This window comes from Geomonas silvestris (assembly GCF_014193515.1).
Lineage (GTDB): Bacteria > Desulfobacterota > Desulfuromonadia > Geobacterales > Geobacteraceae > Geomonas > Geomonas silvestris.
In genome coordinates this window covers 169,571-182,674 of the sequence record NZ_BLXX01000008.1, presented here as the reverse complement: position 1 = coordinate 182,674, position 13,104 = coordinate 169,571, and the positions used below count along the sequence as shown (strand labels likewise).

14 protein-coding genes are annotated in these 13,104 nt (G+C 63.3%); 12 read left to right on the top strand and 2 right to left on the bottom strand.

What is annotated here, in order from left to right; genetic code table 11:
* Nucleotides 1-2 precede the first annotated feature (2 nt).
* The 9 genes from GMST_RS13905 (at nucleotide 3) to coaBC (ending at nucleotide 8,434) form a co-directional block, all read left to right on the top strand.
* Entirely contained in the window at nucleotides 3-872 is an 870-nt protein-coding gene (locus GMST_RS13905) for a helix-turn-helix domain-containing protein (RefSeq protein ID WP_183355282.1), read from the top strand.
* A 112-nt stretch (nucleotides 873-984) separates the two neighbouring features.
* Nucleotides 985-1,365 carry a response regulator gene (locus GMST_RS13900; protein ID WP_183355281.1) on the top strand — a complete coding sequence of 127 codons (381 nt, stop codon included), beginning with the start codon at nucleotides 985-987 and terminating at the stop codon, nucleotides 1,363-1,365.
* Nucleotides 1,366-1,393: 28 nt separating this feature from the next.
* Nucleotides 1,394-1,837 carry a universal stress protein gene (locus tag GMST_RS13895; RefSeq protein WP_183355280.1) on the top strand — a complete coding sequence of 148 codons (444 nt, stop codon included), beginning with the start codon at nucleotides 1,394-1,396 and terminating at the stop codon, nucleotides 1,835-1,837.
* 165 nt (nucleotides 1,838-2,002) lie between these two features.
* Complete coding sequence (locus GMST_RS13890; protein WP_183355279.1) at nucleotides 2,003-3,193, top strand: hybrid sensor histidine kinase/response regulator; 1,191 nt, start codon at nucleotides 2,003-2,005, stop codon at nucleotides 3,191-3,193.
* 78 nt (nucleotides 3,194-3,271) lie between these two features.
* On the top strand, nucleotides 3,272-3,676 hold the full coding sequence (locus tag GMST_RS13885) for a response regulator (protein ID WP_183355278.1): 405 nt from the start codon (nucleotides 3,272-3,274) through the stop codon (nucleotides 3,674-3,676).
* Between the two features lie 11 nt (nucleotides 3,677-3,687).
* Complete coding sequence (locus GMST_RS13880) at nucleotides 3,688-5,265, top strand: NAD(P)/FAD-dependent oxidoreductase (RefSeq protein WP_183355277.1); 1,578 nt, start codon at nucleotides 3,688-3,690, stop codon at nucleotides 5,263-5,265.
* Nucleotides 5,266-5,387: 122 nt separating this feature from the next.
* Nucleotides 5,388-6,563, top strand: coding sequence for a 3'-5' exoribonuclease YhaM family protein (locus tag GMST_RS13875; RefSeq protein ID WP_183355276.1), 1,176 nt, complete (start codon nucleotides 5,388-5,390; stop codon nucleotides 6,561-6,563).
* A gap of 34 nt (nucleotides 6,564-6,597) precedes the next feature.
* A complete protein-coding gene (locus GMST_RS13870; RefSeq protein WP_183355275.1) occupies nucleotides 6,598-7,227 on the top strand; it encodes an MBL fold metallo-hydrolase in 630 nt (209 codons plus the stop codon).
* 10 nt (nucleotides 7,228-7,237) lie between these two features.
* The gene (gene coaBC, locus GMST_RS13865; protein ID WP_183355321.1) at nucleotides 7,238-8,434 is read left to right on the top strand and encodes a bifunctional phosphopantothenoylcysteine decarboxylase/phosphopantothenate--cysteine ligase CoaBC; all 1,197 of its coding nucleotides are present in this window, start codon (nucleotides 7,238-7,240) and stop codon (nucleotides 8,432-8,434) included.
* Nucleotides 8,435-8,694: 260 nt separating this feature from the next.
* Here coaBC and GMST_RS13860 read toward each other — a convergent pair whose 3' ends face one another.
* Nucleotides 8,695-9,615, bottom strand: coding sequence for a zinc dependent phospholipase C family protein (locus GMST_RS13860; protein WP_183355274.1), 921 nt, complete (start codon nucleotides 9,613-9,615; stop codon nucleotides 8,695-8,697).
* A gap of 35 nt (nucleotides 9,616-9,650) precedes the next feature.
* On the opposite strand from GMST_RS13860, the gene GMST_RS13855 reads away from it, so the two are divergent.
* A complete protein-coding gene (locus GMST_RS13855) occupies nucleotides 9,651-10,412 on the top strand; it encodes a uracil-DNA glycosylase family protein (RefSeq protein ID WP_183355273.1) in 762 nt (253 codons plus the stop codon).
* A 292-nt stretch (nucleotides 10,413-10,704) separates the two neighbouring features.
* Here the strand turns inward: GMST_RS13855 and GMST_RS13850 are convergent, their stop codons facing one another.
* Entirely contained in the window at nucleotides 10,705-11,124 is a 420-nt protein-coding gene (locus GMST_RS13850) for a hypothetical protein (protein WP_183355272.1), read from the bottom strand.
* 165 nt (nucleotides 11,125-11,289) lie between these two features.
* On the opposite strand from GMST_RS13850, the gene GMST_RS13845 reads away from it, so the two are divergent.
* Nucleotides 11,290-11,610 carry a BON domain-containing protein gene (locus tag GMST_RS13845; RefSeq protein ID WP_183355271.1) on the top strand — a complete coding sequence of 107 codons (321 nt, stop codon included), beginning with the start codon at nucleotides 11,290-11,292 and terminating at the stop codon, nucleotides 11,608-11,610.
* Nucleotides 11,611-11,850: 240 nt separating this feature from the next.
* Complete coding sequence (locus tag GMST_RS13840; protein WP_183355270.1) at nucleotides 11,851-13,098, top strand: alpha/beta fold hydrolase family protein; 1,248 nt, start codon at nucleotides 11,851-11,853, stop codon at nucleotides 13,096-13,098.
* Nucleotides 13,099-13,104: the final 6 nt, after the last annotated feature.

Sequence of the window (13,104 nt, the reverse complement as noted above, 5' to 3'; positions counted from 1 at the left end):
ACGTGTCCGAGCCAGAGGCAGAACAGGTCGCAGAACTCCCGGTAGGGGATTACCTGCGCGGCGTGCGCGAGTCGCGCGGGCTCCCGTTGGACGAGGCGTCCCGGACCACCAAGATCAGCAAGAGCTACCTGGTCGCCATCGAGCAGGGGCAGTTCGACAAGCTCCCCAACCAGGCCTACATCAAGGGGTTTTTAAGGCTCTACGCCCAGTTCCTCGGTCTCTCGGGGGACGAGGCGGTGCGTCGCTACGAAGCGGGACTCCCCAGTGCGCGCCCAGCGGGGCAGGCGGAGGCGAAGGCGGAACCCGAGCGTCCCCGTCAGGTGGTGGAGCGCGCCCGCCTGGACGGGGGTGGCCGCTGGGTGGTGCCGGTCGTCCTCCTCGCCCTGGTGATCGTGGCCGCCTTCTTCTTCAGAGAAAGCGACGAGAAGCCGGCACCGCAAGTGGCCAAGACCGCGCCGGCTCCCGCCGCACCCGCACCCACGCCGGCCCCGGCTGCCCAACCGGTGCAGCCGCCGCGCAGCTCCGCCCAGCTGGCTCCGGGAACCCCGGCCGCGCCCCCCGCGCCGTCCCAGGCCCAGGCTCCCCAGGGCGCACCGGCTCCTGCCGCCGCACCAGCCGGCACCCCCGCCAAGCGCGACGGCGGGGTCCTGAGGCTCAAGTTCAACCAGGACAGCTGGCTCAGCATCACCATCGACGACAGCATCTCGCAGCGCTACGACCTGAAGGCCGGCGACATCATCGAATGGAAGGGGAAGCGCTCCTTCGTGGTGGACCTGGGAGACGGCGCCGCCGCCGAGGGGGACTTCAACGGCCGCCCGCTCAAACTGGGAGAGTCGGGGAAGCCGGCCCACGTGGAACTGAAGAACGAGTAGGTTTTAGCGCAGGCAAACGGAGCGCTTTATGAATCGGGTCGGTAGCTTGACAGGTGAACTGCCGGTGCTAGAATCAAACAGTTCAAAATTACTACAAAGGCCGGAGTCACACTTGGCAAAGCAGCCCAAACGTATATTGGTTGTGGATGACGAAGAAAACGCACGTATTGGACTGTCCCGCCTGCTTGCCAAGGAGGGGTTCCACGTCGATAGTGTGGCCAACGGTTTCGAAGCCCTCAACTACCTGCGTGAACAGGAAGTGAACCTGATCGTCACTGACATCAACATGCCGGAGATGAATGGGATCACCTTTTTAAAAGAGTTGAACCGCAGCTACCCCCGCTCCAATGTCATCATGATTACGGCCTACGGCGGTGTCGAATCGTACATCGAGGCGATGAACCTGGGCGCCTTCGAGTACATCAACAAGCCGGTGAAAATAGACGAGTTGAAGTCCATCCTGAAAAAGATTTTCAAGGAAACGAGCCACTGACCACGGCCCGCGAAAGGGGGAAGTTCAGATGCGCAGCTTCGACAAGATTCTCTTTGCCACCGATTTTTCCGAAAGTTCCGAGCACGCCTTCGAATACGCGCTCGCCTTGGCCCAGAAGTTCGGCAGCCGCCTCACCGTGCTGCACGTGATCAACGAACCGGTGGACCTGCGCGGTTTCTACGTCCCGCACGTCTCCTTCGAGAACCTGGAGAAGGAGATCGAGGAGGGGGCGCAGCAGATGATGGAGAAGTTCTGCAAAAGCCACATGGCCGAGTTTGCCAACTACGACTCGGTCATCGTCACCGGCATCCCCTTCGAGGAGATCCTCAAGTACTCGGAGACGCACCAGGTCGCCTTCATCGTTTTGGGGACCCAGGGAAGAAGCGGCATCGACCACCTCCTGTTCGGCTCGACCGCCGAGCGCGTGGTGCGCAAGGCGCTCTGCCCGGTGGTGACCGTCAGACTCCCCTGATGCGTGGGGGCAGCAACAGCTTTAAGGGGCGGCATACAGCTGCCCCTTTTTTTTGCCAGTCCGGGAGCCGCTCCCCCCGCCAGATGAAAGCTTGACTTACAGCTTCTTGCATAGTACGACTACTCAAACGTTCCGGATCTTCCGAACAAAGTGAGAGCCACCATAATGACCACGAGTCCTGAGAAACAGTCGCGCGGCCGGGTGCTGATCGTCGACGACGAGAAGGTCATCCTCGACCTGACCGCCATCATCCTGAAAAACCGCGGCTACCAGATCTTCACCGCCCTAAACGCCCGGGAAGGTCTCGCCACCATCGAGTCGGAGCGTCCGGAACTGGTGCTGCTCGACTACATGATGCCGGACATGGACGGCCTGACGGCCTTGAAGGAGATCCGCCGGCGCTTCCCCGAGACCTACGTCATCATGTTCACCGGCAAGGGGAGCGAGGAGATCGCCGTCGAGCTCATGAAGGCCGGGGCCTCCGACTACATCCTGAAGCCCTTCAACAACCAGGACATGGTGGAGCGCATCGAGAGCGTCTTGAAGCTGCGCGCCGTCGAGCTGCAAAACCGCGCGCTTTTGAGCGAGCGCGAGCGCCTCTTGGCGGAGATCGCCCAGTGGAACCGTGACCTCGAGGAGCGGGTGCAGGAGAAGAGCGAGGCGCTGCGCCGCGCCCAGGCCGAGATCGTGCAGTCCGAGAAGCTCGCTACCCTTGGGTACCTCTCCGCCGGGATGGCGCACGAGATCCGCAACCCGCTCAACTCCATCGCGCTTTTCGTGCAGCTCATCAGAAGCGGTCTCGAGGACCCCGAGCGCCTGGACTACGTGGACAAGATCTTAAAAGAGGTGGACCGGATCGACGGCATCTTGAGGAAACTTTTGGACGCCGCCAAAAGGCCGCGCTTTGAGATCAGCGAGGTGCGGGTGGACCGGATCCTGGAGAACACCCTGGAGGCGTTCACGCCCCAGCTGCGCCAGAAGAAGATCAAGGTGGTCACCGATTTCCGGAGCATACCGCCGGCCATCAAGGCCGATCCCATGGAGATCGAGCAGATCTTCACCAACCTCTTCCTGAACTCGATCCATGTCATGGAGGAGGAGGGTACCCTCGCGGTGCAGCTCGACCAGGACGACCACTACATCAACATGCGCGTCTCGGATACCGGTCCCGGGATCCCGCCCGAGAACCTCCCCAACATCTTCGACCCCTTTTTCACCACCAACAGCCGCGGCACCGGCCTGGGTCTCTCGGTGGTGCTGCGCATCGTGAAGACCTACAAGGGGAAGATCGAGGTTGAGAAGAGCGACTCGTCAGGGACCACCTTCTCCGTACGCCTGCCGCTCACCCCACAGTAGTCTTTCCGGGGCGTTTCCCCTTTTCTTTTCGACCGCATTTTTGTATGATGGCCCATCCTTAGCGGCTTAGAGGTCGAAATGACTGCTCATCGGGGAAAGATTCTCCTCGTCGACGACGATAAATTCTTCCTGAAAGTCCTCTCCGACGCCTTCAGCGAGGCGGGGTTCGAGGTGGTCACCGCACCGGACGGCCTGGCCGGGGTGCAGGCTTTCAGCGAGCACCTCCCCGAGGCGGTGATCTCGGACCTCGTCATGCCCCGTATGGGCGGGGTCAGCACCTGCCTGGAGATCTCCCGGCTGGCCGGCGACCGCGACCCGGTCATCGTCCTGCTTACCTCCATGTTCCAGGGAGCCCCGCACGAACACCAGGAGCCCGAGATGGGCGCCAAGGTGCACATCCCCAAATCCACCAAGCCCCTGGACATCGTCATCATCGTCGAGCAGCTCCTGGATCGGAAGCGCCGCGGCGCCGGTGCCGCCTGACGGATATCCCCATGCCATTTCTGTTGCGTAACCTCACCTTGAACCCCGGTGACGAGGAAGCCCTGTTGCGTCCCCTGGTCGCCCGGGCCGCCCGTGTCGCCGAATCCGAGATCACCTCGCTCACCCTGGTGCGCAAGGGGGTGGACGCCCGCAAGAAGGGGCGCATCAAGCTGGTCTACACGGTGCAGTTCTCGTTAAAAGACGAGCACAAGGTGAAGACCGGGGGGGACCTGACCCGGCTGGAGCCGGTCACACCCAAGCGTTTCCCGCGCCTTGCCCCCCGCGACGGGATCGTCGTCGTCGGGATGGGGCCGGCCGGGCTCTTCGCGGCACTGCGCCTGGCGGAGTACGGGCTCAGCGCCACCATCCTGGAGCGCGGCCGCGCGGTCGACGAGCGCTCCCGCGACGTGGCGCGCTTCTGGCGCCTGGGGGAGCTCGACCCGGAGAGCAACGTGCAGTTCGGCGAGGGGGGCGCCGGGACCTTCTCGGACGGCAAGCTCACCTGCCGGGTCAAGGATCCCAACACCCGCTACGTCCTGGAGCAGCTGGTGCGTTTCGGGGCACCCGAGGAGATCCTCTACGCGGCGAAGCCGCACATCGGCACCGACCGGCTGCGCACCGTGGTGCGCGGCATCAGGGAGCGGCTCAACGCAGCCGGCTTCGAGATCCGCTTCGAGAGCCTGTTAAGCGGCGTCGAGTTCCAGAAGGGACGGGTTGCCGGCGTCCGGGTGAACGGCGGCGAGGAGTCCCCCTGCGAGTTCCTGGTGCTCGCGCCCGGCCACAGTGCCCGCGACACCTACGCCATGCTCCTAGATGCGGGGGTGCGGATCGAGCAGAAACCCTTCGCCGTCGGGCTCAGGGTGGAGCACCCCCAAAGGCTCATCGACGAGATCCAGTACGGCCGCAACCCGCACCCGGCGCTCCCCCCCGCGGAGTACGCGCTTACCTACAACAACCGGGAGACCGGGCGCTCCGCCTACTCGTTTTGCATGTGCCCGGGCGGGGTGGTGGTGGCCGCCGCCAGCGAGCCGGGCGGGGTGGTGGTGAACGGCATGAGCGGCTACCGGCGCAACTCCCCCTCCGCGAACAGCGCCCTGGTGGCGACGGTGGGGCGCGAGGACTTCGGCAGCGCCGAGCCGCTGGCCGGGGTCGAGTTCCAGCGCCTTTTGGAGCGGCGGGCCTTCGAGGCGGGCGGTGGCGGCTACCTGGCACCGGCGCAGAACCTCCTGGCCTTCCTGGGGCAGGGGAGGGGGACAGTTGCCACCAGCTACCGCCCCGGCTGCACCGAGAGCGAGCTCTCCGGGCTCTTCCCGCCGCCGGTCACCGCGACCCTGCGCGAGGGGATCCGCGATTTCGAAAACCGGATGCGCGGCTTTATCAGCGCCGAGGCGACCTTGATCGGCGTGGAGACCAGGACCTCCTCGCCGGTGCGCATCCCGCGCGGCGAGGACCTGCAGTCGGTCACCCACCGCGGGCTCTACCCGACCGGCGAAGGGGCGGGTTACGCCGGCGGCATCATGAGTGCCGCCCTCGACGGGATCCGGGTCGCCGACGCCATCGCGGCCGCCCTGGGGCTGGAAGCCCCCTGACCCTGCGCCCGCGCCCGCTTTCCTGGCAGTTAAGGGCGCAGCCATTGAGCGGTACACGCGGTAACTGTTACAATGAGAAGAACCGCCTACCGCCCCACATGATAATCGACAAGGAGCTTCCTTTGAAAAAGAAATACATCGCCGATATCAAGGACCGCGACATCGTCGAGTCGGTCTACCTCGTCAAGGACAAGATCATGGCCATGGCGAAAAACGGCAAGCCCTACCTCACCTTGAAGCTCATGGACAAGACCGGCGAGGTGGATGCCAAGGTCTGGGACAACGCCGACCAGATCGCCGAGATGTTCGACAAGAACGACTTTCTTGGGGTGCGCGCCAAGGCCTCGGTGTACCTTGGCAAGATGCAGCTGATCCTCTCCGAGCTGAAGCGGGTCCCCGAGGAGTCGGTGGAGCTTGCCGATTTCCTCCCGGAGACCGAGCGCGACATAAACGAGATGGTGGAGGAGCTCTGGCAGCTGGTCGGCTCCCTCGCGGACCCGGACCTGAAGCGCCTGTTGACCGCCTTCTTCTCCGACCCGGAGCTTTTGGCCCAGTACCGGATCGCCCCTGCCGCCAAGGGGATGCACCACGTCTACCTGGGGGGGCTTTTGGAGCACTCCCTGTCGGTCGCCAAGCTGGTGGACGCCATCATGCCGCTCTACGAGGGGCTGAACCGGGACCTTCTGGTCGTCGGCGCGCTGTTGCACGACATCGGCAAGGTGCGCGAGATGACCTACCTGCGCGCCTTCGACTACTCAGACGAGGGGAAGCTGATCGGCCACATCACCATCGGGGTCGAGATGCTGCAGGAGCGCATCGCGAGCCTGCCGGGGTTCCCCTTCGAACTCGGGATGCTTTTAAAGCACATGCTGTTGTCGCACCACGGCCAGTACGAGTACGGCTCCCCGAAGCGACCGAAGACCGTCGAGGCCACCATCCTCAACTACCTGGACGATCTGGACTCCAAGATAAACGGGATCAAGACCCACATCAAAAAGGAGCCGGACAACCCGTCGCGCTGGACCTCGTACCACCGGCTCTACGACCGCTACTTCTTCAAGGAGAACTGCCTCCCCACGGCAGGTCCGGAGGAGTGCCCGGAGCCGGAACCGGCGTCGCTCGATCCGGTCCCGTCCCCCGAGCCTGCGGCGGCTAAGACTGCTTCTCAGAGAGCGCCGCAGCAGCCTGCAGCGGCGGGCAAGCAGGAGGCGCCGCGGCCCCAACAGCCCCGCGGCGAACGCAAGAGCTTCAGCAACAGCCCGTTCGCCGCCCTGAAAGACGATTTTGACGTGTTTTGATCGGGTCTTACGCGACCCGGTGAAGGAGGAACAGATGCTTTTGGAAACGATCGTGGTCGGCCCCTTGGGGGTTAACTGCTTGATCCTGGGAGACAAGCAGAGCAAGGAAGGGGTGGTGGTCGACCCCGGTGCGGACAGCGACATGGTGCTCGCCGCGGTTAACCGCCTCGGGCTCAAGATCAAGTACCTCATCAACACCCACGGTCACTTCGACCATGTCGGCGGCAACCGGCAGGTGAAGGAGGCGACCGGCGCGGAATTCCTGATCCACCAAAGCGACCTGCGGCTGCTCGAGATGGCGGCGCGCTCCGCCCAGAACTACGGGCTGGTGGTGGAGAACTCCCCGCTTCCGGACCGCTACCTCACCGACGGCATGCAGCTGAGCTACGGAAAGAGGACCATCGAGGTGCTGCACACCCCGGGGCACACCCAGGGGGGGTGCTGCCTGCTGTTGAGAAACGAGGGGGTGGTCATCACCGGGGATACCCTCTTTGCCGATTCCGTCGGGCGCACCGATCTCCCCGGCGGCTCGCACGAGCAGCTGATCCGCTCCATCAACGAGAAACTGATGCCGCTCGACGACACCACCGTGGTCTGGCCGGGGCACGGCCCTTCCAGCACCATCGGGCAGGAGCGGCGCTACAACCCGTACCTCAACGAGTAGGGGGATGACCATGCTGCGAGGCAAGACCATCGTTCTCGGTGTGACCGGGGGGATCGCGGTGTACAAGGCGGTGGAACTCCTGCGCCTTCTGACCAAGGCGGGGGCCGCGGTCCACGTGGTGATGACCCGGGGCGCCACCGAGTTCGTGACGCCGCTCACCTTCCAGACCCTCTCGGGTAACCCGGTGCATCTCGAGCTCTTCAACCTGATCTCCGAGCAGCATATCGGCCACATCTCGCTCGCCGAGCGCGCCGACCTGTTCGTGATCGCGCCGGCCACGGCGAACTTCATCGGCAAGATCGCCAACGGCATCGCGGACGACCTCCTGACCACCACGGTCATGGCGACCCGGGCCCCGGTGCTCATCGCGCCGGCGATGAACGTGCACATGTACCAGAACCCGATCTACCGGGAGAACGAGGAAAAGCTCAAGCGGCACGGTTACCTGATCGTCCCGCCCGCCAGCGGGATGCTCGCCTGCGGTTACCAAGGGGAGGGGAAGCTTCCCGAGCCGGAACTCCTCTTAGAGGAAGCGCTGGCAGCACTTACCCCGAAAAAACTGGCCGGGACCCGCATCCTGGTGACAGCGGGGCCGACCCAGGAAGAGATCGACCCGGTCCGCTTCGTCTCTAACCATTCCTCCGGGAAGATGGGGTACGCCATCGCCCGCCAGGCGCGCCTGCGTGGCGCCCAGGTGACCCTGGTGACCGGTCCCTGCGCCATAGCGCCGCCTTATGGTGTCGAGGTCGTGCGGGTGCAGAGCGCGGCCGCCATGCGCGAGGCGGTGCTGGCACGGCTCGATCAGATCGACGTGGTGGTAAAGGCGGCAGCTGTTGCCGATTACCGCCCCAAGGTGCGGGCCGGCCAGAAGGTGAAGAAGGGGGCCGAGGAGATCGTCATCGAGCTGGAGAAGAATCCGGACATCCTGGGGGAGTTGGGGCGCTTGAAGGGGAAGCAGGTACTGGTGGGATTCGCCGCCGAGACCGACGACCTGGTGGCGAACGCCAAGGCGAAGCTCACCAGGAAGAACCTCGATCTCATCGTCGCCAACGACGTCTCGCAGGAAGGGGCCGGCTTCAACGTCGACACCAACATCGCGAAGCTCCTCTTCGCCGACGGCCGCCTCGAGGACGTGCCGCTCACCGGCAAGCAGGAACTCGCCGGGATCATCCTGGACCGGATCGAGCAGCTCAGAAAGGCAGGCTAAGGCTAAGGTTGAGGTTGGGGTTGAGAAACGGCAGCTTTCCGAGGCGCTGGGGTGGGCAGTTCAGCTACGGGAAGGTTCATCGCGGAATCTCGGGGGAATCACATCTCCCCCTCCTTTGACGGGAGGGGCCGGGGGGTGGGTGAAGCTGCCACCGGCAGTGATATGGCGCCTTCCCCCTCACCCAATCCCTTCCGCAGGGGGAGAGGGGACCTAAGTCAACGGCTCTCCTGAATTTCCGGGTGATACAAAACGAAGGTCCTCTAGCTCGACAGGATCTGCCCCAATAGCTCCGGCTGGCAGATGGCTTCCCTTAACTTCACCTTGATCTCTTCGAGTTCCGCGTAGGCCTGGGCCTTGGTGAGTTTGCCGCTGCGGTAGAGCAGGCGCAGGTTCTTGCGGACCGCTTCCGCCACCGCGAGCGCCTTTTCGCCGGTCGGATCGGCATGGAAGTAGCGTGACTGGATTCCGTTGTTGAGGAAGTCGAACACCGCTTCCTGCGCAAGTTGCATGTACTCTTCCCGGTCGCTCTCCTCAAGGACGTAGCGGGAGGAATCGGACAGGGTCTGCAAGAGGCTCTGCCACTTTTCCATGCGGCTTACCAGCAGGATCGAGTTGAAGATCCGCTTGTTGGTGGTGAAGGAGAAGATGGTATCCGAGAGGACCCTGCGCAAGAGCTGGTCGTTCTTGCTGAAGTGCTCGCGCGAAACCTTCTTGCCGGTTTCCCAGATCTCCTTGTCCACGTAGTTCTCGAAGCGCATCTCCCAGTAGGCGTGCTTTAAGGTGAGCGAGGAGAAGCTGCGCATCACCTTGAAGGGGACGAAGTAGTTGTGCGCGATGCAGTCGGCCGCCAGGTGGCTCAGGTAGCCGTAGGCACAGGCAATCTGGGACTGATCGCCCGCCTTGTCGAGGACCTTGTGGCCGATCCCCCAGCGGTGGCAGTGCTGCAGGTAGTGGGTGAACTTTTTCCCGATGGTGATGTCGGCGGCAATGGTGCCGTAGAGGAAGTCGTAGGGGTGGCTGCCGATAACGGCGGCGACGCTTGGTTCCAGAGCTTCCAGGTGGGACAGGACCTGCATTCCGAGCTGCAGGTGGATACCGGCTCCCCAGGCGAAGGCGTGGTCGGGAACGGCAAGGACGAGTAACAGGGCGGCGCTGAGAAGTATAAACATGCCAAAAAGCATAGTGAATGGCCGCCGAAAAGTAAAGGGGTTTGCGGATGCATCAGGCGCACGGGGTGGACGAGAGAGACTTTCTGCTGCAGGCACTCAAGGGGTACCTCGAGGAGCTTCGGGATACCGGGGTCGACGAGGTGGAGTACGGTGATCCGGCCGCGCAGAACGCTCCGACTGGGCCCTCCGTGAGCGTGCAGCCCCAACCCGGTCCGGCTGTCACGGTTGCCGCGCCTCCGCAGACCGGGAACCCTGCTGCGCCTGTCACCACGGCTACGACGCCCCCCGGTGCCGCGGCTGGCGCCGAAAGCGCCGCTGCGCCGACCACGGAGCCTGCGGCCGGCAGCGAAGCGGGCCCGCTTGAAGCCGCTGCCGAGTTCTGTTCGGTCATGGGGAACCCGCAAGCCCGGCTTCTGGTGGTGACGACCGGCGACGGGTTCGAGGGGGCAGCCGGCGAGTTGCTGGCCAACATCGTCAAGGCGATGGGGTTCGACCGCGACCAGGCATATCTGATCACCTTTTCCGCTGCCTCGCCCGGTGAGCTGGGCTCCTTGCGCACGGAGCTGCTGCGCCGGATTGCGGCCGTGGCTCCCGAAGCGGTGGTGGCCTTCGGTGAACCGGCGGCGCAGGTTGTACTCGGAACTCGCGATCCCATTGCCAAGCTGCGCGGCCGTTTCCATAACCTGGGGGGGATCCCTCTCATGCCGACTCTGCACGCAGAGGCCCTGGTAGCCGACGTCTCGCTGAAACGGCAGGTCTGGAACGAGATGCAGCAGGTGATGAAGCGTCTGGCGGACGGTACGCGCTGAGCCTGGCCCGCCCGAGGCTCCCGCGCCGTGGCCAGCCTCTTCGATAACGCGGGGAAAGCCCCCGACCTGTTTCCCACCAGCCGTTTACCATCTGCCGTCTACTCTGCCGTCTGCCAACCCCGCGCACTCCCTGGCCCGAGTGCCCGCCAGCCCCCGAACTTCCGATTCCCCGATCTTCCTAAAGAACGTCCCGCGACCTCGTGGTAGCTGATCCGGAGAGCTCTCGAGCTTCCCGGATCCCGCATGCTCCCCAAGCCTTACGCCCTCTGCGTCACCCCCCCTTAAGCGTCGATCACGGCGGGGTCCCGCACGACTTGAGGTTGCCGTTTTCGTAGAGAAACACCGGCTGGTACTCGGCGCAGGTCCGGTCGCCGAAGTGTGCCTGGTCGAACAGCGTGCAGTTATCAAGCTTCCCGCTGGGATAGAAGGTGACCACCGTGTATTGGTTGCAGGTGATAGTGTCGTACACGAAATAGTCGCGGGTAGTACAACTGCGCAGCCTGCCGTTTTGATAGACGACAGCCGGCATGTACTGGGCGCAGTTCACGTTGTCGATCACGGTGTCGTCGCCCATGGGACAGCTTTGCACCGTGCCGTCGGGAAAGTAGCTCACGGCCGAACCAGGTTTGCAGAGGGCGAGGTCGATCCCCGCTCCCCAACTGGCGGTCACTGCGAGCAGGGCAACACTGAGTGCGACCAGAAGCGTTCTCATATCGATCCTCCTTGTGCTGTTGTTGTCAGCCTGCCGAATGCCGTTGCCAGTATACTGGCGTTACATCGCAATTCAACGGGCGGCTGAGTACTGCTTGACACTGGAGACATGTTGGTTATCTTTAATTTGCTTCAGATTCCAACTATCAGGGAGAGGAGACACACCATGCGTACGATCTACGGCTTCGCACGACTTCTGGCTGTTCTGGCACTCTTCGCCACCTTCCAAGGCTGCACCACGACACAGAGCCATGAGAGTACCGGTCAGTATGTGGATGACTCTGTGATCACCAGTAAGGTAAAAGCTGCTATAGTGAATGACATGGCCTTGAAGGGACTGCAGATCAACGTGAAGACCTACCAGGGGGTAGTGCAGCTGAGCGGCTTTGTCAATTCCGCCGCCAACGCGAGTAAGGCCGAGGAACTGGCCCGCGGCGTCCAAGGGGTCACCGAGGTGCACAACGACCTGATCGTCAAGGGGCAATAGCCTCGTTAACGCGTTGCGGCAACGCCGCAGATCACGGACCCGAGCACGGGGCGTAGTCAGCTACGCCCTTTTTTTGGTCGGCAAAGCGCCCGGTCCGCAACCGGACACCGGGTAACGGACAGGCACGAAAAACGAGGGAGTCCCATGCAACGAAGCAATCCGGCACCTAGGTTACAATCCGCAGGGCAGCTACCCGCAGACCGGGCTCCGGGTACGTTCGCCCGGCTGGTTGGCGTTTTTATGCTCGCCGGCCTGCTGCTGACCCCGCTTCAGCTTTGGGCTGCCGAGGAGTACGGCTACCCGATAGCCGGCGCTTACGATGCCACCATCCTGGGGACGCCGGCCAACCTCAGACCCCCGCTCCCCACCAAGATGAGGGTGCGCAACCTGGTGCTCGACATCTTCCCGGACCGCGACCGCCCCCCGATCTTCTTCTACGACGACGGCCTGCGCTGCACCTTCGCCTACCAAAAGCACCCGGCACCGCTGGTCTTCCTGATCGCCGGAACCGGGGCGAGCGACCGGGCCGCCGTACAGATCAGCATGCTGAAGGCGCTCTACCAGGCCGGCTTTCACGTGATCACCCTGCCGTCCCCCACCAATGCCAACTTCGTGATATCCGGCTCGCGCAGCAGGGTACCGGGCGATCTCTACCAGGACTCGGAGGACCTCTACCGCGCCATGGAGGTTGCCTGGAGCAAGGTGAAGGGGGACATCGAAGTCACTTCGTTCAACCTGAGCGGCTACAGCCTGGGGGGGACCGAGGCCGCCTTCGTGGCGCGCCTGGACCGGGAACGGAAGGTCTTCAACTTCAGGAAGGTGTTGATGATCGATCCGGCGGTGAGTGTCTTTCACTCGGCGAGCAGGATCGAGGAACTCCTGAACCAGATCCCGGGCGGTTCCGGCAAGCTGGGTGCCTTCTTCAACCGGATGCTCTACAAGTTCAGCGAGTTCTACAACTACGGCAATTTCGTCGGCATCGACGACAACTTCCTGTACGCGGTCTACCAGGAGAAGGTGTTCTCGCCGGCTGAGGCGGCGGGGCTCATCGGCCTCACCTTCCGGATCAATCTCGCCGGGATGATCTTCGCCTCGGACGTTATGACCAACAGCGGCTACGTCGTCCCCAAGAACAAGGTGCTCAAGGTGGGCGACTCGCTCTTCGATTACCTGATGGTCTCAAGCCACCTGAGTTTCTTAGACTACTTCGAGGAATACTTCCTCCCGTACTACCAGGAGATCCACCCGGGCGCCACCAGGGAACAGGTGATCTCCTATTTCGACCTGAGAAGTATCGAAGGGTATCTGAAATCCTCCTCCCAGTTCGGGGTCATGGCCAACGACAACGACTTCATCCTGACTGCCGAGGATCGGGACTACCTGAAAGGGATCTTCGGCGAGCGCGCCAAGTTCTACCCGCGTGGCGGCCACCTGGGCAACCTTGAGTACAAGGAAAACCTGGCCTACATGGTCGATTTCTTCAAGTAGGAGAGG